Origin of the sequence: Ruminococcus flavefaciens (assembly GCF_900116855.1) — a bacterium.
Taxonomy (GTDB): domain Bacteria; phylum Bacillota; class Clostridia; order Oscillospirales; family Ruminococcaceae; genus Ruminococcus; species Ruminococcus flavefaciens_R.
On sequence record NZ_UETD01000010.1, the window covers coordinates 149996 to 170485 of the forward strand.

15 protein-coding genes and 1 riboswitch are annotated in these 20490 nt (G+C 48.3%); of the genes, 10 read left to right on the forward strand and 5 right to left on the reverse strand.

Going from position 1 to position 20490, the window contains the following annotated elements:
- Nucleotides 1-4 precede the first annotated feature (4 nt).
- Together queA and DSZ37_RS11900 are read right to left on the reverse strand one after the other, a co-directional pair.
- On the reverse strand, nucleotides 5-1042 hold the full coding sequence (queA, locus tag DSZ37_RS11895; protein WP_173330038.1) for a tRNA preQ1(34) S-adenosylmethionine ribosyltransferase-isomerase QueA: 1038 nt from the start codon (nucleotides 1040-1042) through the stop codon (nucleotides 5-7).
- A complete protein-coding gene (locus DSZ37_RS11900; RefSeq protein WP_181380308.1) occupies nucleotides 1039-1734 on the reverse strand; it encodes a DNA alkylation repair protein in 696 nt (231 codons plus the stop codon). The genes queA and DSZ37_RS11900 overlap by 4 nt, the downstream gene beginning before the upstream one ends.
- Before the next feature lie 82 nt (nucleotides 1735-1816).
- A riboswitch (Lysine riboswitch) is annotated at nucleotides 1817-1987 on the forward strand.
- Between the two features lie 101 nt (nucleotides 1988-2088).
- On the opposite strand from DSZ37_RS11900, the gene asd reads away from it, so the two are divergent.
- From asd to DSZ37_RS11930, 6 genes are all read left to right on the forward strand, one after another.
- The gene (asd, locus tag DSZ37_RS11905) at nucleotides 2089-3168 is read left to right on the forward strand and encodes an aspartate-semialdehyde dehydrogenase (RefSeq protein WP_109727115.1); all 1080 of its coding nucleotides are present in this window, start codon (nucleotides 2089-2091) and stop codon (nucleotides 3166-3168) included.
- A gap of 51 nt (nucleotides 3169-3219) precedes the next feature.
- Nucleotides 3220-3570, forward strand: coding sequence for a four helix bundle protein (locus DSZ37_RS11910; protein ID WP_028519247.1), 351 nt, complete (start codon nucleotides 3220-3222; stop codon nucleotides 3568-3570).
- 54 nt (nucleotides 3571-3624) lie between these two features.
- Complete coding sequence (gene dapA, locus DSZ37_RS11915; protein WP_109727116.1) at nucleotides 3625-4515, forward strand: 4-hydroxy-tetrahydrodipicolinate synthase; 891 nt, start codon at nucleotides 3625-3627, stop codon at nucleotides 4513-4515.
- A 28-nt stretch (nucleotides 4516-4543) separates the two neighbouring features.
- Complete coding sequence (gene dapB / locus DSZ37_RS11920) at nucleotides 4544-5293, forward strand: 4-hydroxy-tetrahydrodipicolinate reductase (protein ID WP_109727117.1); 750 nt, start codon at nucleotides 4544-4546, stop codon at nucleotides 5291-5293.
- A gap of 240 nt (nucleotides 5294-5533) precedes the next feature.
- Nucleotides 5534-6100: a GNAT family N-acetyltransferase gene (locus tag DSZ37_RS11925; RefSeq protein WP_109727118.1), complete on the forward strand. Its 567-nt coding sequence runs from the start codon at nucleotides 5534-5536 to the stop codon at nucleotides 6098-6100.
- Between the two features lies 1 nt (nucleotide 6101).
- Nucleotides 6102-6503 (forward strand): PaaI family thioesterase, encoded by a 402-nt coding sequence (locus DSZ37_RS11930; protein ID WP_109727119.1) that lies wholly within the window; start codon nucleotides 6102-6104, stop codon nucleotides 6501-6503.
- A 231-nt stretch (nucleotides 6504-6734) separates the two neighbouring features.
- Here DSZ37_RS11930 and DSZ37_RS11935 read toward each other — a convergent pair whose 3' ends face one another.
- Nucleotides 6735-8645 (reverse strand): diguanylate cyclase domain-containing protein, encoded by a 1911-nt coding sequence (locus DSZ37_RS11935; RefSeq protein WP_109727120.1) that lies wholly within the window; start codon nucleotides 8643-8645, stop codon nucleotides 6735-6737.
- Between the two features lie 602 nt (nucleotides 8646-9247).
- On the opposite strand from DSZ37_RS11935, the gene DSZ37_RS11940 reads away from it, so the two are divergent.
- The 3 genes from DSZ37_RS11940 to DSZ37_RS11950 all read left to right on the forward strand — a co-directional run bounded on the left by DSZ37_RS11940 (nucleotide 9248) and on the right by DSZ37_RS11950 (nucleotide 15985).
- Nucleotides 9248-13285 (forward strand): endo-1,4-beta-xylanase, encoded by a 4038-nt coding sequence (locus tag DSZ37_RS11940; protein WP_109727122.1) that lies wholly within the window; start codon nucleotides 9248-9250, stop codon nucleotides 13283-13285.
- A gap of 206 nt (nucleotides 13286-13491) precedes the next feature.
- Complete coding sequence (locus DSZ37_RS11945; RefSeq protein WP_109727123.1) at nucleotides 13492-13965, forward strand: RNA polymerase sigma factor; 474 nt, start codon at nucleotides 13492-13494, stop codon at nucleotides 13963-13965.
- A 1-nt stretch (nucleotide 13966) separates the two neighbouring features.
- Nucleotides 13967-15985 (forward strand): hypothetical protein, encoded by a 2019-nt coding sequence (locus DSZ37_RS11950; protein WP_109727124.1) that lies wholly within the window; start codon nucleotides 13967-13969, stop codon nucleotides 15983-15985.
- 39 nt (nucleotides 15986-16024) lie between these two features.
- Here DSZ37_RS11950 and DSZ37_RS11955 read toward each other — a convergent pair whose 3' ends face one another.
- Both DSZ37_RS11955 and DSZ37_RS11960 read right to left on the reverse strand, forming a co-directional pair.
- Nucleotides 16025-16885: an AraC family transcriptional regulator gene (locus DSZ37_RS11955; protein ID WP_028519237.1), complete on the reverse strand. Its 861-nt coding sequence runs from the start codon at nucleotides 16883-16885 to the stop codon at nucleotides 16025-16027.
- A 299-nt stretch (nucleotides 16886-17184) separates the two neighbouring features.
- Nucleotides 17185-18729: a flotillin family protein gene (locus DSZ37_RS11960; protein ID WP_109727125.1), complete on the reverse strand. Its 1545-nt coding sequence runs from the start codon at nucleotides 18727-18729 to the stop codon at nucleotides 17185-17187.
- 543 nt (nucleotides 18730-19272) lie between these two features.
- On the opposite strand from DSZ37_RS11960, the gene DSZ37_RS11965 reads away from it, so the two are divergent.
- Nucleotides 19273-20478: an RtcB family protein gene (locus DSZ37_RS11965; RefSeq protein ID WP_109727126.1), complete on the forward strand. Its 1206-nt coding sequence runs from the start codon at nucleotides 19273-19275 to the stop codon at nucleotides 20476-20478.
- The last annotated feature ends 12 nt before the right edge of the window (nucleotides 20479-20490 follow it).

Below are 20490 nucleotides of genomic sequence, written 5' to 3' on the forward strand. Positions count from 1 at the left end.
TAGCTCAGAGAATGCACATACTGTCGCCGAAGCTGAAGAAGCGGTAGCGCTCCTCAACAGCGGTCTTGTAGGCATTCATGGTGTTATCGTATCCCATGAATGCAGAGACCAGCATTATCAGCGTACTTTCGGGAAGATGAAAGTTTGTGATAAGTCCGTCTATGCACTTGAACTCATAGGAAGGATAGATGAATATATCCGTATACCCCTCATGTTCGGAAATATCCTTATAGAAAGTCGCCACGCTTTCCAGTGTGCGGCAGGTGGTGGTGCCCACTGCGATGACTCTGCCGCCATTGCGCTTGGTCTCGTTGATGAGATCGGCAGTCTCCTGCGGCAGGAAGTAGTGCTCGCTGTGCATTTTGTGGTCAAGCACGTTATCCTCCTTGACGGGGCGGAAGGTACCCAGACCCACATGGAGAGTTACAAAGGCGGTCTTTATGCCCCGTGAGCGCAGGTCGTCCAGCATTTCGGGCGTGAAGTGCAGACCTGCCGTGGGAGCCGCAGCGGAGCCCAGCTCCTTTGAGTAGACCGTCTGATAGCGCTCGCGGTTCTCCAGCTTTTCCTTTATGTAAGGAGGGAGGGGCATCTGACCCACATCTTCCAGCGCGGTAAAGAAGTTGCCCTCGCACTGAAACTGCACGATACGGTTGCCGTCGTCCTTGACCTCGACCACCTTTGCGGTGAGCCTTCCGCCGCCGAATGAGAACTCTGTTCCCACCTTGGCTTTTTTGCCGGGGCGGCAGATTATCTCCCAGAGCTTGTCGCCCTTCTGCTCAAGAAGCAGGAACTCGATAAATGTGCCGTTTCCTATCTTCTCGCCGTAGAGCCTTGCAGGGATAACACGGGAGTCGTTCATGACCAGCAGGTCACCTTCTCTGAGGTGGTCGCATAGATTATAGAAGTGGTCGTGGGTGATGGCTCCCGTAGCGCGGTCAACGCACATCATGCGTGAGGCATTTCGCGGCTCTATGGGAGTCTGCGCGATGAGCTCCTCGGGAAGCTCGTAATAGAAGTCGGATTTCAGTAATTCCAATTTCATTCTCCTTTTATTTTCAGAGTACGGAGGTACTGCTTCTGCTCCGCGGTTATGCGGAAGCTTTCCACCGCCTTCTGTATAGTCTTGTTGTGAGTCCATATATCCAGCCTTTTCTGCTCGATATAGGGAAGTATCTCGGCATAGTTGGAGGCAAGTGCCGCAGAGAAGTACCACGCCCTCGCCATATTTATGTAGTATTCCTCGGAGCGGATATCCGCTGTCATATCGGCATATTCCCTGCGGAAGTGCTCCCCGAGGAAATGCTTCATCAGCATACAGATGCCGAATCTGACCGTATATGTGCGGTCGGAAGCTATCCAGCGGCGTATGCAGGGCAGCAGCTCCTCGCGGTGCTTTGCGAACACCTTTGGGGAGAACTGGTCACAGGTCGCCCAGTTGTCGATGAAAGGGAGAAAGCTCTCGGTCAGAGCCAGACATTTTGAAAAGTCCTTTTCATCGGCGATGATGAATGCGTGGAGCTGGTTCTCCTCAAAGCTGCCGTGGGGGAGAGCCGACAGAAAATCGGCTGTATCCTCGCGTTTCCGCAGCTCCTTTGCCAGATTTCGCAGGTCGGGGGTGCGGACTCCGAGAAAGCGGCTTGCTTCTGCCTCGGGAATGGTCTTTCTCTGGGAAAGGGCGTATTTTTCGTCGCCGAGGCTGCCGAGAGCTGCCCCGATATGGGTAAATATGCTCATATGACACCCCTTTCTGTGAAAAATAATTTTTTGTAAAATCATCAAAAACTGTTGACAACGTATCTTTAAAGTGCTATTATGTAAACAAGGTAGAGGCGCGGCTGCGAAAAGTACCTGTTCACGGGACGACCCGTCCGATGGTGGACAGCGAAAGGCAATGCCGCCGAAGAGCTGTCTTTGGTAAATTCAGCTCTGGCTGTATGTCAAACAGGTATGCAGCTGTCATCATGTGTGATGGAGAGCTATCGGCATATGTTCACGAAATATGTCAACATTTCTATTATAACGCATGATGAGCCGGTTTGCAACCGGTTTTTATTATTTTTTGTAATTTTTTATCAAGGAGAGGTCAATATGAAACAGTACAACGTAGGCATTATAGGCGCAACGGGCATGGTAGGACAGCGTTTTGCGACACTTCTGGAGAACCATCCGTGGTTCAATGTCAAGGTGCTTGCAGCTTCACCCAGAAGTGCAGGTCAGACATATGAGCAGGCAGCAGGCAGCCGCTGGAAGATGGCAGTGCCCATGCCCGCAGCTATGAAGGATATGGTCCTCATGGATGCTACTTCCGACATTGAGAAGATCGCAGGCATGGTGGATTTCTGCTTCTGTGCAGTTGATATGAAGAAGGACGAGATCAAGGCTCTGGAGGAGGCTTATGCCAAGGCAGAGTGCCCCATCGTTTCCAATAACTCCGCACACAGATTTACTCCCGACGTTCCCATGGTAGTTCCGGAGATTAATCCCGACCACATCGAGATCATCAAGGCTCAGAGAGAGCGTCTCGGCACAAAGAGAGGCTTTATCGCAGTCAAGTCCAACTGCTCTATCCAGAGCTATGTTCCCGCACTTCACCCCCTGAGAAAGTTCGGTCTGAAGAACGTTCTTGCTTGTACTTATCAGGCTATCTCGGGCGCAGGCAAGAATTTCGAGACATGGCCCGAGATGGTGGATAACCTCATCCCCTTCATCGGCGGCGAGGAGGAGAAGTCCGAGCAGGAGCCTCTGAAGGTATGGGGCGAGATCAAGGGCAACGAGATCGTAAAGGCAACAGCTCCCAATATTACAACACAGTGTCTCCGTGTCCCCGTATCTGACGGACATACGGCTGCTGTATTCGTAAGCTTTGAGAACAAGCCCTCAAAGGAGGAGATCCTCCAGCTCTGGAAGGACTTCAAGGGCGTTCCTCAGGAGCTTGAGCTCCCCAGCGCTCCCAAGCAGTTCATCCACTACTTCGAGGAGGACGATCGTCCTCAGGCTAAGCTTGACAGAAATCTCGAGGGCGGCATGGCAGTATCAACAGGCCGTCTCAGAGAGGATACACAGTACGATTACAAGTTCGTATGCCTCTCACACAATACACTGAGAGGTGCAGCAGGCGGCGGTGTCCTCCTTGCTGAACTCCTTGCAGCAAAGGGCTATTTCGATTAAGCGGGGAGCCCCGGATTAATGCATAATGCATAATTCATAATGCATAATTATATGGCTGGCGAAAATGTTATTGTTAGTAAAAGTAAAGCTTTTGCTCTCAGAATAATAAAAATGTATAAATATCTGACTTCTGAAAAGAAAGAGTATATACTGTCAAAACAGATACTCAGATGCGGTACGAGTATTGGCGCAAATGTAAAAGAGGCGATACGCGGACAGAGTAAAGCTGATTTTTATGCTAAAATGAGTATTGCGTTAAAAGAAGCGAGTGAAACTGAGTATTGGTTAGAGCTTCTTAATGAAAGTGATTATATTGAAGAAAAACATTTCCGCAGTATTTATCCGGAATGTCAGGAATTGATAAAAATTCTTACATCAATATGTAAAACTATAGATTCGTAGTTTAATTATGCATTACGCATTACGAATTACGAATTGAACGAAAGGTTGAGTGTAATGAAGAACACTATTTTCACCGGCGCTGCTGTGGCTATCATCACGCCCATGAACGCCGACGGTTCTATAAATTATGACGAGCTGGGACGCATCATCGACGACCAGATCGAAAGAGGCACCGATGCTGTAGTTATCTGCGGCACCACAGGTGAGTCAGCAACTATGACAGACGACGAGCACCGCGACTGCATCAGGTTCGCAGTAAAGCACGTTGCAGGCAGAGTTCCTGTTATCGCAGGTGCGGGCAGCAACGATACACGCTATGCCGTAGAGCTCTCCAAGGAGGCTGAGGCAACAGGCGCAGATGCTCTTCTCCACGTTACACCTTATTATAATAAGGCAACACAGAAGGGTCTCGTTGCACACTTCACAGCTATCGCCGACGCCGTGAACATCCCCATTATCCTTTACAATGTTCCCAGCAGAACCGGCTGCGGCTTTGACGTGGCTACAGTAAAGGAGCTTTCAAAGCACAGGAATATCGCTGCTATCAAGGAAGCAAGCGGCAACATCAGCTATGTTGCAAAGCTGGCAGCTGCCTGCGGCGACGATATCGACATATACAGCGGCAACGATGACATGGTGGTTCCTATCATGTCGCTGGGCGGAAAGGGCGTTATCTCCGTAGCTTCGCACATTATCCCCAAGGAGATGCACGACATGGTGCAGCTCTGTCTCGATAACAATTTCGCAGAGGCTATGAAGCTCCAGATAAAGTATCTGGATATCTGCAACGACCTGTTCATCGAGGTCAATCCCATACCGATAAAGGAAGCAATGAATATGCTGGGCTGGAACGCAGGTCCCTGCCGTCTGCCTCTCTGCGAGCTGACAGATGAGCACAGGGCTAAGCTGAGAGCTACTCTGGCAAAGCACGGACTCATCAAGTAAACCATCCACCGAAAAGGAAGTGTAAAGTATGACTAATATAGCTATCTGCGGCGCTAACGGCAGGATGGGACACAATATCTTCAATTGTGCCGCCGAGAGAGAGGACTGCACAGTAGTTGCAGGCATCGACATCTACACCAAGCAGTATGCGGATTTCCCCATTGTGGAGACTCCTGCACAGCTGCCCGTAAAGCCCGATGTTATCATAGATTTCTCAAATCCTGCTTCTCTGGACGGACTTCTTGACTACTGCCTGTCTACGGGAACTCCCATAGTTATCGGCGCAACAGGCTACACAGACGAGCAGACCGCCAAGATAAAGGCAGCTGCACAGCAGATACCCGTGTTCTTCACATTCAATATGTCACTGGGCATCAACCTGCTGGTACAGCTGGCAAAGAAGGCAGCCGAGGTGCTGGGCGACAGCTTCGATATCGAGATAGTGGAGAAGCACCACAACCAGAAGATAGACGCTCCCAGCGGAACCGCAATAATGCTGGCAAATGCAATAAACGAGACACTTGACAATTCCAAGCACTACGTTTACGACCGTCACTCACGCCGTCAGAAGCGTGAGAAATCCGAGATAGGAATGCACTCGATTCGCGGCGGCACTATCGTAGGTGAGCACGACGTTATCTTTGCAGGCCATGATGAGGTCATAACCCTTTCCCACTCGGCAGCTTCAAAGGCTGTTTTCGCAGCGGGAGCTGTAAATGCAGCGGTATTCCTCAAGGACCAGCCTGCGGGACTTTATGATATGTCATTTTTAGTATAAGACGTGATCCCCCTCTTGAAGAAAGAGGGGGAAGCTTTTTTAGATAAGTCGGAATTTAACGCCTGCGGTGTTAAATTCCGAAGCCCTTAGCTTTTAGCCCTTAGGAAGCGGCTCCGCCGCTTTATTATCGGGCGGCGGAACGCCGCCCCTACATCAGGCTAACGGCTCAAATCAAAATTTAGCTTTGCTAAATTTTGATTTGAAAAGAATGTGCTTTGAAAACGACAAAAGGAGGTAAAAATGCTTACACATACCGGTACACAGACAATAGAGACCGACAGGCTTATTCTGAGACGGTTTGAATATTCCGACGACGATGCTATGCTGAAATACTGGGTAGCTGACGAAAAGGTGCAGTCCTTGTATTCAGAGCCTGTTTACTCCACAAAGGAGGAGGTAAAGGGGCTTCTGGACAAGTACATCGGTGGCTGCGCCCGTGAGGACTATTACCGCTGGGCAGTCATCGACAAGGAGTGCGGCGAGTGTATCGGACAGATAGCCTATTTCCTTGTGGACAGCAAGAACCACTTCGCGGAGATAGAGTACTGCATAGGCTCGCAGTTCCAGCGCAGGGGCTATGCCACCGAAGCTGCAAAGGCTGTGATAGCCTACGGATTTGACAGAATGAATCTGCACAAGGTGCAGATATGCTGCAAGACCATAAACGCTCCGTCCCGAAAGGTCATAGAGAAGTGCGGACTTACATTCGAGGGCACTCTCAGGGACTATTTCTATATGGACGGTCAGTATGTGGGCAGGCATTACTTCTCCATACTGCGCGATGAATATGAAAACAGGAGGCAATAAAATGACTGATAACGAAACACTTGAAAGAGTACGCGAGACATTCCGCGGCGACCGCTTTGCCACGGAAATGGGAGCGGTTATTGATGAGTTAGGGGACCACTATTCAAAGTGCAGCCTTGTTCTCAACGAACACCACAGGAACGCTGTCGGCGGTATCATGGGCGGAGTTTACTTCACCCTTGCGGATTTTGCCTTTGCAGTTGCTTCAAACTGGCAGCAGGCAGGAGTAGTTGGGCTCAACTGCGACGCCTCGTTCATAGGAGTTCCCAAGACAGAGCGCATCATCGCCGAAGCAAGGCTCATCAAGGACGGCAGGACAATATGCTGCTACAATGTTGACATAAGGGACGAGCTGGGCAATCCTGTTGCCGCAGTCCAGTGTGTCGGCTTCCGTAAGAGCTGATAATTCTCACTTAAAAAACATAATTTAGCGCGTATGCGCTAAGTTGATAGTTGAAAGTTGAGAGTTGAGAGTTAATGTGTTCGCTTCGCTCACAATATTTAAATATTGTCGCCGCAGGCGACTCCACAACTATCAACTCTAAACTCTCAACTCTAAACTCAAATCGGCATTGTCAATAAAAATAGCCATAGTATTTCTTAAAATGGGAAATACTATGGCTTTATTGTTTATTCAGACCTTTTCGGACTTTCTTGCCAGCTTTTTCTGCCTTTTTATCTCATACATCTTCTCGTCTGCCATTTTGATGATACTGTAAAGGGTATCATGTTCATTGGCTTTAGTGACTATGCTTCCGATACTTGCGGAAATAACGTAGGGCTTTTTCACCAGCTTGTTGATATTCTCAAGCTCGGTGTTGAACCTGTGCTCCAGTGCCTCCACAGCTCCCTGTGAAGCGTTGGTGCTGAATATGATGAACTCGTCGCCGCCGAATCTTGCACATATGCTTCCGCGGCCGCAGCAGCTGCTGATGATGTTGGCAAGGCGCTGTATAGCGAAATCGCCCTCATTGTGTCCGTAGTTGTCGTTGATGAACTTCAGACCGTCCATATCTATGAAGCTGAGCAGCATTTCCTTCCCGTTGGCAACGCACTCCCTGAACATATCATCGGCGATATTGATGAAGCCGTTGCGGTTGTAGATGTTGCAGAGGGGGTCGATGACGTACAGGCGGTTCAGCTCGTCCATAGCCTTGTTGAGGTGGAAGAGCTTGCGGATATTCTCTATGGAGTTGCTCAGCGTCATGGTAAGGGTGTGACAGAGCAGGCTGTAAATAGGGAAGTCTCCGTTTGTGATTATGTAGTAGCCCAGACAGCGGTCGCCGAAATGGAGAGGGAGGAAGTAGTTTATGCAGCTCCTTTCCTCAAAGCCCTCGGGGAACATATTGCTGCTGGGGTAATAGCCCACGCTCCTGCGCTGACCCTTGTCCCAGATAAGGGGAGCGGTCATGTAGCTCTTATAAGCATTCGGCTCGGAGATGACGGGCGCAGAGTTAAAGGCGTCCTGCCAGTCCTCACTGAGACAGAGCTGGAACTTTTCGCATTCCAGCTCGCCGATGAGCTTTTCGATAACGTCGAAGCATTCCGAAGCGGTCTCGGTCTCGGCAAGTCCTGCGGTAAGGCGGTTTATCATGAGTATATTGCTGTTGGTCACCTCTGTTTTGCGGAAGGTGACCTTTTTGTATGCGATGAGGTCATCGTGCTCCTCGTTCCTGCATCCGCAGCTCTCGCTGAATACGGGAGCGGCTTCTAGAGTGATGCTGTGAGGCTGTTCTATGCCGTTTATGACATTGAGGAGCACCTCCGCAGCCTGAAAACCTGCTTTGTACAGCGGACGCTTGACCGAGGTCATGGCAGGGCTGCAGTTCCTTGCGTTGAATGTATTGTCGAAGCCTGTGACCATAACGTCATCGGGGACCTTGTATCCCAGCTTTTCCAGAGATGACACAACTGTCAGAGCCATGCTGTCATTGGCACAGACGAATGCGTCGGGAAGCTCTTTTCCCGAAGCGGCAAATTCGTCCACGGCGAGCTTTCCGTCATAGCTTTTGAAGTCGCCGTAGTATATGCGTTCCTCGTCGATAGGGAGCCCGTTTTCCTCCATGGCGGCTCTGAAAGCGTCATATCGAGCCTTGCCCTCGGGATTGGGCAGGGGACCCGAAACAAAGTTTATGACCTTGGCGCCGTGGAACTGTATGATATGGTTCACCAGCTTCTTCATGACAGAGAAGTTGTCGATGCGGATGTCATAGAACTCGGGAAACTCGTGGCTCTCGAATATGACGGTGGGGATATGAGCGCTTCTGACTCTTTCGAGAATGCGTGTGCGTATCTCCTTGTCGCCGAAGGTGTTGGTCATAAGAAGGACTCCGTCAAAACGGGTATAATCTATTAAGTTGTAAATGCTCACCTCGCCGATATCGAAGGTCCTGCTTCCGACCATACCGCCGAAGGCAGCAAAATAAGACACATTGATGTTGTGCTCAAGTGCGAAATTGTTGATCCCGCGTATAGTATTGTACTGATACTCTTCGTCGAGTCCGGAGACAATGACGGCGATGTTGATAATTCTTTCGGAATCCATGCTATCCCCTCTTGTGAATGGAGTTATATACCTGATACAATTATACCACTTCTGCGGAAAAAATAAAGGATTTAGCGAACTTTTTGGAGGATGTTACATTATCACAGTTTTGGCTTTGTGCAAAACCACAAAAGAAAATATACGGGCAGTTGTTTCGCGGAAATAAATAATGAAAAGCAGGGTGCCGCCTTGTCACGGAGGATGAGGTAGCTCCTGCTTGTTTAGGTTAAAATTTTGTTAAATATACTAATGCACGCAGATACGTTGATCTGACCGCAAATATCGGTAGGTTTCGGGTAGCGCAAAAGTGCAATGCCACTTATCATTTTGTGCTGTCAAAACAACGGAAAAACAACGCAGAACCGTGAAATGTATAAAAAAACGCAACAAGTGGAAGCTAAAATGTGCAAAAAGAGCAAAAAATGAGCAAGCCCAAAAATTGTTAGCAACATTTGACTTGAATAGTTCACAGAAATGTAATAAAATTAAGACAGAAGCTGAGGAAAAGGAGGGACACAAAAGCAGGTATTGTGCTTTTGCGCTTTTTCTTAGTGTCACGAAGAAAACATATATCACGAAATGAAAGTGAGGAATGATTAAACATGAAATTCAGAGGTGTTAAAAGAGCTGCACTCGGATTCGTAGCCAGCATCGTATGCGTTTCATCAGTACCTTTCACAGCGTTCAATGCTGCTGCCGGTCAGACATATACTCTGAACGGTGCAGGACAGCATAAGGGTACTGGCCCCGATGGCTACAGCTATGAGATCTGGGCTGCTGATACAAACCAGCCGTCATCAATGACACTTGGTGACAACGGTACTTTCACAACAAAGTGGAACTGTGCAGGACCCAGCGGAAACTTCCTTGCCCGCCGCGGTATCGATATGGGCAGCACAAAGAAGTTCCAGGATTACGGCGGAATCACTTGCGATTTCGATGTAAACTGGTCAGCAAGCTCTTCAGGTAACTCACGTCTTTGTATCTACGGCTGGACACAGAATCCTCTCGTAGAGTACTATATAGTTGAGGACTGGAAGAACTGGTGTCCTCCTAACGGATCCCCCGGAGCAGGAAGCCCCTTAGGCACAGTAAGCCTCGACGGAGCTAACTACTACATCTACAAGGAGAACCGTAACTCATATACTATCGAGGGCAACAAGCCCTTCGTACAGTACTTCAGTGTCCGCAGCAGCGGAAGAACAAAGGGTACCATCAGTGTTTCAAAGCACTTTGAGGCTTGGGAGTCCAAGGGACTTCAGATGGGTAAAATGTACGAGGTTGCTTTCAACGTAGAAGGTTGGGAGAGCAACGGTGAGGCAAGCGTAAATAAGAATACTATTACTCTTGGCAAGGAACCCGATCCCGAGCCTACACCTACACCCACACCTACAGTAGAGCCCGATACAAACGGAAATTACTTCCAGAGCACTTTCGAGAGCGGCACAGGCGGCTGGACAGCAAGAAGCAGCGGATCAACAAAGGTCGCAGTTACTTCTGATGTAAGCTATGACGGCAGCAAGGCTCTCGCAGTTACAGGCAGAACAGCTGAGTGGAACGGCGCAGCTATCGAGCTTGACTCGGCAGCATTCGTTCCCGGCGAAACATACAGCTTCAGCGTAGGCGTGCTCCAGAAGTCAGGCAGCACAGTTCCTATGCAGCTCTCACTCCAGCAGGGTGACGGCGACAGCGCTTCTTACACATCTATCGCTAAGGTAGACGCTAAGAGCGGCGAGTGGACAAAGCTTGAGAATACTTCATTCAAGATCCCCTCGAATTCAGGCACAATGACTCTTTATGTTGAGACTCCCCAGGATTCCGGCGAGCTCACAGACTTCTATATAGACGTTGCTCAGGGTTCAAAGTCAGGCGTTAAGTCCTCTGTTGTAACAGGACAGGGCAAGGTCGGTTCATCATCCGATCCCGGTTCAGTAGATCCCGGCACAACAGATCCTGTTCCCACTGTAAGCAGCGGTTCAACAGGTCACGCAAACCGTGATTACACATACACAAAGGGCGGCTCAGGCTTCAAGGATCACGCAGGTCACCTCTTCAGACTCGGTACTTCCGTAAGCCAGTACGAGCTCAATTCAGGCAATACAGGTAAGGACTTCATCCTCAAGAACTACAACTCCATCACTTGTGAGAACGAGATGAAGCCTGATTCAACAGTTAAGGGCGTAAACGGTACAGATGTTACCATCAGCCTCAACGATGCAAAGCCTGCTCTTGATTTCGCAAGCAAGAACGGTCTCGGCGTCCGCGGTCATACCTTCGTATGGTATCAGCAGACTCCTGAGTTCTTCTTCAAGGACGGAAACGGATACGCTTCAAAGGCTACAATGGATAAGCGTCTTGAGAACATGATCAAGAATACATTCTCTGCTATCAAGTCTCAGTATCCTAACCTCAAGCTTTATGCATATGATGTTTGTAACGAGCTCTTCATCAACGACGGCGGCGGAATGAGAGATACTCTCGAGAACGGCGGCGAGATGTGGGGAACCAAGCAGGGTTCACGCTGGGTAAGTATCTACGGTAAGGATAACCCCGAGTACATCATCAATGCCTTCAAGTATGCAAGACAGTATGCACCTCCTACTTGTAAGCTTTACATGAACGACTTCAACGAGTATATGCCCAAGAAGAGAATGGACCTCTACAACATGGCTAAGAAGATCATGGCAGAGGGCGACTATATCGACGGTATCGGTATGCAGTCACACCTTTCTGACAGATATCCTTCAGCTTCTGAGTATGAGGAAGCAATCGAGCTCTTCGCAAGCCTCGGTCTTGACGTTCAGGTAACAGAGCTTGATATCACAAACGAGTTAGGCGGAAACGATAAGGCATATCCTCAGATATTCCAGAAGATCGCTGATCACGCTAACAACATCTCATCTGTAACCCTCTGGGGTACAACAGACGAGAGAAGCTGGAGAAAGGATCAGAACGGCGGTTCACCGCTTCCTTTCAGCAACTATCAGCCTAAGTCCTTCTACAACGAGATCCTCAGCATTCTCGATAAGACACCCCCTGTAACAACAGCAGGCGGACAGACTCCTGTAACAACTACAACTACAACTTCTGTAACACCTACGATCGTTACTCAGGTCATCGACGAGAAGGAAGAGCTCAACAAGAAGGTTTCCAAGTGGGGCGACGCTAACAACGACGGCACAACAGAGCTGGCAGATGCTATCTACATCATGCAGGCACTTGCTAACCCCAACAAGTACTCTCTCACAGATCAGGGCAAGTACAACGGTGACGTTTACGAGGCAGGCGAAGGTATAACAGCTAACGATGCTCTTGCAATCCAGAAGAAGCTCCTCGGTCTCATCAATACACTTCCCGAGAGCTATTCAAGCAAGCTTTCTACAAAGGTTGTTACAGTTACCGGCAACACACCTCAGGTTCAGACAACAACAACCAAGAGCCAGCAGACAGTGGTAACAAATACCCCTTCATCAGCAGGTAAGGGTTCAATAAACAGCAACTTCGACAGCGGCGCAGGCAGCTGGTCAGCAAGAAGTGCTTCAGTTGCAGCAACATCTGATGCTTACTACGGTTCATCAGGTAAGGCTCTTGAAGTATCAGGCAGATCACAGGAGTGGAACGGCGCAGCTATCTCACTCGGCTCCGACTTCAAGGTTGGCGAGACATACAGCGTAAGCTTAGCAGCTCTTCAGGTCGCTAAGGACAATGCAACCATCCAGATCTCACTCCAGCAGGGCGAGGGTGACAGTGCTTCATACACATCTATCGCTAAGGCTGAGTGCAAGAAGGGCACATGGACAAAGATCGAGAATACTTCATTCACAATTCCTGATAACTCAGGCGATATGATCCTCTACGTAGAGACAGTTCAGGATTCAGGTGATCTCATGGACTTCTATATCGATAACGTAGTAGTTGCAGCTGAGGGCACAAAGTCTTCAGTAACAACAGGCGGTCAGGGTAAGGTACCCGAGCCCAAGACAGTAACAACACCCGGTGTTGATACTTCCAAGAAGCTCTGCGCTATCGCATTCGACGACGGTGCATCAGCTTCAAGCAGAACAGACCCGGCTTACAGGATCATGGACGCTCTCATCAAGAACAACATGACAGCTACATTCTTCTATGTAAGTGACTGGATCAAGACAAACGAGCAGGTCAAGTTCGCATACCAGAATGGTATGGAAGTTGCAAACCACACTAAGTCACATCCCGAGGGAGGCCTCAGCAAGCTCAGCAGTGACCAGATCAGATATCAGTGGTCTGAGTGTAACAGCAAGCTCAAGAGCATCATCGGCACAGAGCCTTCACACCTCATGAGACTTCCTTATCTCGATGGCGGCGGACAGGTTACAACAGCTCTCTATGATGTACCCCTTATTGACTGTGCAATCGATACAAGAGACTGGAGCAATGCTTCTAAGGATCAGATCGTTCAGACAATCAAGAACGCAGCTAACGACGGATCACTGCAGGGTGCTATCGTACTTTGCCACGAGAACTATGCTACAACAGCAGCAGCTATGGAAGAAGTTCTTCCTTGGCTCGCACAGAATGGTTACCAGAACGTAACCATCTCTGATATGGCAGCTGCAAAGGGCAAGACTCTCCAGGGCGGCGTTATCTACAAGCGCGTTTGATAAGTAATAATTCTTATCAGAGTTTCAAATGTGCCGATCATTTCGGTGGTCGGCACACTAATTAAGATTTCTCCAAATTTTAATATCCCCTGAAAGGCAGTCGGTGTAAATCGGCTGTCTTTTCATTTTTTCAGAAAAATGCTATAATATTATGTGACTTTTTGTATTACTCAAAGCGTGTATATAGTGAAAGGAGCTGATGATGAATGCAAAAATGCGGCTGCGCTCGCGAGGCGGTCGAGAAATACGGTGATATGCTGTACAGGATAAGCCTGCTTATTCTGAAAAACACTGCCGACGCAGAAGACGCTGTGCAGGAGACCTTCATAAAATACTTCACGAAGGCACCGGAGTTCACAGACGCAGAACATGAAAAAGCATGGCTCATCACTGTAGCCACAAATAGATGCCGCGATATGCTCAGATATCGTTCACGCCACGAGACTGAGAGCGAGGAGGTTCTGAATACATACGCTGTAGAGAAAAGCGACAGCGGAATACTTGAGGCTCTTATGGAGCTCAACGACAAATACAGGATAATAATGATACTGTTCTATGTTGAGCAGTACAAGATAGACGAGATCGCGGATATAACAGGAGTAAGCGTTTCGGCAGTCAAAATGCGCCTGTCAAGGGGCAGGAAGCTGCTGGAGGAGAAATACAGAAAGGAGTATATGTAGTATGGATAAGAAGCTCAGAAATGCGGCTGAAAAGATAACAATGCCCGAGGATATGAAAGAGCGTATCATAAAAGCCTGCGAAAACATAGACAAAACGAACATAGAGCGCATCGATAACGACGGCTATACCGAAGTCGTAAGCGGTACCGAGCGCATTAGCAGCAGAAACAACATTATCCGCGTAGTCAGCGCTGCTGCAGCCTGTGCAGTTCTTGCCGCCGGCATAGGAACTACGGGAGTGCTCCTCCATAAAAACCACAGAAGCCAGCTGGCAGACAGTGACATCGTTGATAGTAATGAACAGCTGACCAGTCCTTTCGGTGACTTCACCAAGGTGGACTTCAATTTTTATCTTTTTGACGAAAACTACGACGGATTCTCAGACGAAACCTATGCTGAACTTGCCGATTTCTTCAATAGTTTCGACTGGGGCGAAGAGTATGAGAATGCAGAGGGCAGAGAGTTTCAACAGGATTCTCTGACCAGATACGGCGCGATAAACTGGGAAGATGACAAGGGCAAGAATTCCATTACCATAGAAACGGACGGTTTTATCAGCTATAAGAGGTACATTTTGAGTGGAGAAACTGAAAATCTATCAATGGATCTCGCCTTCACCAAGTACTACATGATAGACTTTGAAGCCTTCGATAAGGGGATAAAGGAAATAATCGGCAACGACGGATCAGAGTCAGCTGCCGAAGCCGGAATATCACCTTTCGGCGATTTCACCGCATTTGACTTTGATCTTCAGTCAGGTGTCTGGAACTATAATAAGCGTACAAGTGCAGCTATATATACGGGGCTGGCAGATTTCCTCAACACCTTCGACTGGGGCGAGCCCGTGGAAGACACGAGTGGCAGAGGGGATGAAATTGTTGTTACTGATTATGCTTATAACATTTCGTGGGAAGAAAACAGAGTCGTTTCGTGGCTTTATATAGCAGATGACGGGTTTGTTTCCTACTCTGCAAATAAATATTCCGAGGACTATCTGACTTCGGAGGAGGTCGAAAGAAGGTCATACAGCATAGATTATGAAGCCTTTGACAAAGGGCTGCAAAATATTCTTGCTCAGGATGTGTACATCAGTCAGGAGGAGGCGGACAGACTTCTCAGCGGTTCCTTCGTATTATCCGAGCTGACCGATAGTAATAACGTCAGGATAGAACCCGATAGGGCGGAAGCAAAGGAAATGCTCAATGAGTTCCTTAGGGACGGCTTTATCTATATGCTGAAAAGAAGTGTACCTGATAATGCTTCCGAAGGATATAATTTAAAATATAGCGTGATGCTTGAATTTAAGACCGACGATGGTCAAAGGCACACTGAAAACTTCACTATTTATGAAAATGGCGTTGTAAGCAGCAGCGAGTATATGGGTACTGGCAACGATCTTTTACCTTACACTGCGGATAATTACTCTATCAATATCGAGGAATTTGAGAGCAGACTGAGGGGGATACTCGGGGATGATGAGTTTAATACGGGAAATACAGCAGAGCTTGGAGAGAGGTGTGAGACAGATGGCTGGGAATACGTTATAAAGTCAGTTGATGTGACCAAGAGCGGCGATGGAATGGACGTTTTTCCCGAGGGGCATTACGCTTGTGACGAAAACGGCGATCTTATCGGTGACAGTTCCTATATCATTGCAGATATAGCGTTGACTAACAATACTGATACGGACAGGTCATTGTATATGAACTCTACACGCGTCGATCTGTATAATTATAACGGCGATGAACTGGACTTTAAAAACTCTATGGAAGCTACGGCGTACATTTTCAACGGAGATCGTTCTGTTTATGAAGCAGATTACTTTAAGACAGACTTTAAGGCAGGAGAGAGTAGGACATTCAGGGTCGGATATGTGATCGACGACGAATATCTTGACAAAAGCTTTGATACTATCCGCATCGAAATAAACCACTCAGGCATGGCTGAAGCAAATGAGAATATCAGATATTACAGACTTGGCGAAAAAAAATCGCTTAATGACATAGCAAAACAGGGATAAAATAAAAAGACCGCACATCTTATGATGTGCGGTATTGTTTTATCTTAGTGAATATAGCTTTTTGAAGTCTGTTGGAGTGCAGTGCTTGATTTCTTTGAAGATACGGTTGAAGGTAGTAAGGCTCTTGAAGCCCGAGCGCATAGCCACTTCTGTAATGGGAATGCTTGGGTCAAGGAGGAGAAGCTCCGCCGCCTTGGTACGTCTTGCGTTTATGTACTGGAGATAGGACATAGCGTTATACTGCTTGAATATACGCGAGAAGTGGTACTTGCTGTAGCCTGCAACATCGGCAAGCTGTTCAAGTGTGATATCGTACATGTAGTTATTGTCGATATACTTTAGCACGGTACCGAACTTTTCGCTGTACTCGTCTATCTTCTCGTCATCGCAGTCCATAACTATCTTCTGCTGCTCCAGCTGATATTCGCGGAGAGCCATGAACAGCTCGATGACCTTGACGTATATCTTGACGTCGGCAAGCTCCGACTTCGAGTTATAGAGAGAAAGGATATCCAGCATGGTCTTTTTCGCCAGAACATGCAGCTCCTTATCCATATCCGCATTGATGAGAACAGCCGAATTCAGTGAACGCATAACAGGCTCGAGAGCAGATATCTCGCCGAGGATACTGTTATCGCACTGAAAGATTATACGCCTTCCGGGAATGGCAGGCATACTGTGAAGCTCACCCGGGGGAACGATGAGAACATCGTTTTCGGGAATAATATAATCAATACCGTTCACAGTGACTGTATATTCATTTTTCAGCGGCATGAGGAGTTCAACGGCGTTATGCCAGTGAACGGGATAAGCCTCATTCTCGTTATTGTCGTAGAGCATGGCATATTTTTGGGTGTCATACTCCACAGTCTCGAAGTCGCCCGAGAGATGTTTTATCATTTTAATACCCCCCCTCTGAACTGCACTTACAGAGGTCGTGACCAAATATTGCTATCATTTGGTTTCGTCTCAACTTAATTACTAATAACATTATAATCTATATGACGTTTTTTGTAAATGCTTTTTGTACAACTTTGTGAAAACTATACAAATGGACTAACCAATTTTTGCGCAAAATGAATTGTGGTCAACCGCAAAAAACAGGCGATTTTTACAGAGCGATTACAGCCGTGCAACAGGGAAGTGACAAAAAGCTCCCCTGACGACCGCATATCGTCAGGGGAGCCTGTGGTAAAATATTAGTCGGGAATGTTGTCGCTGTCATAGAAGAAGCTTCCGTTGTCATCGGGGAGAGTTGACTCCTTGGGGGAGTCCTTCTCCTGAGCGGGAGCAGCAGTCTCAACAACAGCAGCAGCCTTGGGAGCTGCCATCTTGCCGCCTAAGAAGCCTGCAAGGAGCGATCTGATGTCAACGCCGGTAGCCTCGGTGAGACCGTCGGTGATCTTTGTGGTAGAGCCGATGATGTCACCAACAAGCTTGCTGGAGTTGCCTTCGCCGTACATAGTGATCTTGTCGACCTGCGACAGAGGAGTAGCGGCGTTCTTTACTACCTCGGGGAGAGCCTTGAAGTACATTTCGAGAACAGCAGCCTCGCCGTACTTCTTCATAGCCTCAGCCTTAGCGTTGATACCCTCAGCCTCAGCAAGACCCTTAGCGCGGATAGCGTCCGCCTCAGCCTTACCTACGGCAGCGATACCCTCAGCCTCCTGCATCTTGGCGAATTTCTGAGCTTCAGCCTCAGCCTTCTGAGCTTCCGCCTCCTGCTCACGCTGGAAACGATCGGCTTCAGCCTCCTTCTTGAGCTGATAGAGCTTGGCGTCGGCTTCCTGCTGAGCCTTATAGCGGTCAGCTTCAGCCTTCTTCTTGATCTGAGCTTCGAGAGCCTTTTCTGTGACCTCTGCCTCACGAGCCTTCAGCTCAACGTCCTTTTCGGAGGCGGCGATGTTAGCGTTAGCCTTTGATACCTCAATGGTCTTACGCTGATTTTCGCGCTGTATCTCGTAAGCAGCATCTGCGATAGCCAGCTGGGTGTCGGCTTCCTTTTTGAGTTCAGCCTGACGGATAGCCAGCTCGTTGTTTTTCTGAGCGATCTCGGTCTCTGCGAGTATCTTAGCATCGTTGGCTTCTTTCTTAGCCTGAGCCTTGGCGATCTCGATCTCCTTCTCGGACTCAGCGCGTGCGATAGCAGCCTTCTTCTGGATCTTTGTGGTATTGTCGATACCGAGGTTTTCGATCAGGTTCTGATCGTCGGTGAAGTTCTGAACATTGAAGGAAACGATCTCAAGGCCCATTCTGTTGAGGTCGGGAGCAGCGTTTTCCTGAACCTTCTCGGCGAAAGCCTTACGGTCGTTGACCATAGCCTCAAGGGACATCTGACCAACGATCTCACGCATATTACCTTCGAGTACCTCTCTTGCAACCTTAGCCACATAAGCTGTGTCCTTGTTGAGGAAGTTCTCAGCGCCCAGCTTTATGAGCTGAGGATCACTGCTGACCTTAACGTTAACGTTGGCGTCAACATTGATATTGATGTAGTCTGCGGTAGGAACAGCGCTTGAAGTCTTTACGTCAACTGCGATGAGCTGGAGCTTCAGCTTATCCACACGCTCAAAGAAGGGTATGCGGATGCTTGCCTTACCGATGATTATTTTTCTCCTGAGACCCGAGATGATGTACGCGGTGTCCGGGGGAGCCTTGATGTAGCCGGTAATGATTATAAGGAGGAGTAATATAACTCCTATTGCGATCGGGATAACGAGTCCCCAGTTGATGTTGTCAAACATATAAACCTCCATATCATATGAGGGCGCTTATGCGGAGCGCCAATAGTTTTACGGCAGACTTGTTTCTGCCGTATGACAGTATTATACAACAATTCCTTCTCTTTGTCAATATGCGACAAAATAATTACGGAGCGTATACCTTAAAATATGGAATTGTGCAGAATATACAGAAGAAAATGCTAAAATAATAAGTTCATATGAACCTTTTATACAGTTTTAGGAACTCGGTTTGCTCCGCAGTGTACAAAAACGCTCCGAACACCGTTTATTACAGTTTGGTTACAGTTTGATTAAAGTTTGGGTACCGTTATTGACTTTAGCCATATCACTGATTATAATAATGCCATATTCTGCGAAAGGATGGTGAACACCATGACAATAAGCATATATTACATACCCACAGCAAAACAAAATATAATTGATAAGCATGGAGTTTGCCCGATAAATTCAGCCATGTGCTGAAGCTTTGCGCATATTTGAGCATTGTGCACTCCTGCGGGGGTGCTTTTTTTATGCGTTCGGGCAGCTTCGGAAAGGAAAAATATGATCATTTTAAACGGAAAATATAATTCAGCCAAGGTCTTTACCGATAACATCGAACAGGACGCAATTGCTCAGATCATCGCATTTTGCAGCCAGCCCATGAGCGAGGGAGCACAGATCCGCATCATGCCCGATGTTCACGCAGGCGCAGGCTGTACCGTCGGTACCACCATGACCATCACCGACAAGGTAATCCCAAATCTTGTGGGAGTTGACATCGGCTGCGGCATGGAGACCGTAAGGCTGAAGGAGAAACACATTGAGCTGCAAAAACTTGATAAGCTCATCTACGAGAAGATACCCTCGGGCTTTGCCATCAGGGAAAAGCCCCACCGCTACGGCGAAAAGATAGACCTGACCGAGCTTTACTGCTATAAGCACATCGACCCTCTCCGCGCGGAAAAGAGCATCGGCACTCTCGGCGGCGGCAACCACTTCATCGAAGCCGACAAGGGCGAGGACGGCAGCATTTACATCGTTATCCACTCGGGCTCCCGCCACCTCGGCGTTGAGACTGCAAAGTTCTACCAGAACGAGGCTTACAGGAGACTTAACAAGAGCAGTGACAAAGAGGCTGCGGAGCTCATTGCAAGGCTGAAGGCAGAGGGCAGGGAAAAGCAGATACAGTCGGAGCTGAAAAAGCTGGCAAATACCAAGACCACAGATGTACCCAAGCACCTTGCCTACTGCGAGGGAGAGCTCTTTGAGCAGTACATCCACGATATGAAGATAGTCCAGAAGTTCGCCATGCTCAACCGACAGGCAATGATGGACGAGATCATCAAGGGTATGCACCTCCATGTTGAGGAGCAGTTCACGACTATACACAATTATATAGACACCGATACCATGATACTCCGCAAGGGCGCTGTTTCGGCGCAGGAAGGGGAGAAGCTCCTCATACCAATCAATATGCGTGACGGAAGCCTTATCTGCACAGGCAAGGGCAATGGGGACTGGAACTGTTCCGCGCCCCACGGTGCAGGACGCCTTATGTCAAGGTCACAGGCCAAGCAGAGCTTCACTGTGTCGGAATTCAAAAAGCAGATGGCAGGCATCTACACCACCTCCGTAAACGCACAGACACTTGACGAGTGTCCCATGGCGTACAAGTCGATGGAGGATATCGTTGATAATATCGGCGATACGGTGGAGATAAACGAGGTCATCACACCCATCTATAATTTCAAGGCAGGCGAGGAATGACCTGCGGGAGGC

Bases quoted from the DNA above. Each gene is read 5' to 3' on its own strand.
- DSZ37_RS11910 (WP_028519247.1), top strand. From the start codon at position 3,220: ATGGCTGGCGAAAATGTTATTGTTAGTAAAAGTAAAGCTTTTGCTCTC.
- DSZ37_RS11925 (WP_109727118.1), top strand. From the start codon at position 5,534: ATGCTTACACATACCGGTACACAGACAATAGAGACCGACAGGCTTATT.
- DSZ37_RS11965 (WP_109727126.1), top strand. From the start codon at position 19,273: ATGATCATTTTAAACGGAAAATATAATTCAGCCAAGGTCTTTACCGAT.
- DSZ37_RS11900 (WP_181380308.1), bottom strand. From the start codon at position 1,734: ATGAGCATATTTACCCATATCGGGGCAGCTCTCGGCAGCCTCGGCGAC.
- DSZ37_RS11950 (WP_109727124.1), top strand. From the start codon at position 13,967: ATGGATAAGAAGCTCAGAAATGCGGCTGAAAAGATAACAATGCCCGAG.
- asd (WP_109727115.1), top strand. From the start codon at position 2,089: ATGAAACAGTACAACGTAGGCATTATAGGCGCAACGGGCATGGTAGGA.
- DSZ37_RS11930 (WP_109727119.1), top strand. From the start codon at position 6,102: ATGACTGATAACGAAACACTTGAAAGAGTACGCGAGACATTCCGCGGC.
- DSZ37_RS11960 (WP_109727125.1), bottom strand. From the start codon at position 18,729: ATGTTTGACAACATCAACTGGGGACTCGTTATCCCGATCGCAATAGGA.
- DSZ37_RS11940 (WP_109727122.1), top strand. From the start codon at position 9,248: ATGAAATTCAGAGGTGTTAAAAGAGCTGCACTCGGATTCGTAGCCAGC.
- dapA (WP_109727116.1), top strand. From the start codon at position 3,625: ATGAAGAACACTATTTTCACCGGCGCTGCTGTGGCTATCATCACGCCC.
- DSZ37_RS11945 (WP_109727123.1), top strand. From the start codon at position 13,492: ATGCAAAAATGCGGCTGCGCTCGCGAGGCGGTCGAGAAATACGGTGAT.
- DSZ37_RS11935 (WP_109727120.1), bottom strand. From the start codon at position 8,645: ATGGATTCCGAAAGAATTATCAACATCGCCGTCATTGTCTCCGGACTC.
- dapB (WP_109727117.1), top strand. From the start codon at position 4,544: ATGACTAATATAGCTATCTGCGGCGCTAACGGCAGGATGGGACACAAT.
- DSZ37_RS11955 (WP_028519237.1), bottom strand. From the start codon at position 16,885: ATGATAAAACATCTCTCGGGCGACTTCGAGACTGTGGAGTATGACACC.
- queA (WP_173330038.1), bottom strand. From the start codon at position 1,042: ATGAAATTGGAATTACTGAAATCCGACTTCTATTACGAGCTTCCCGAG.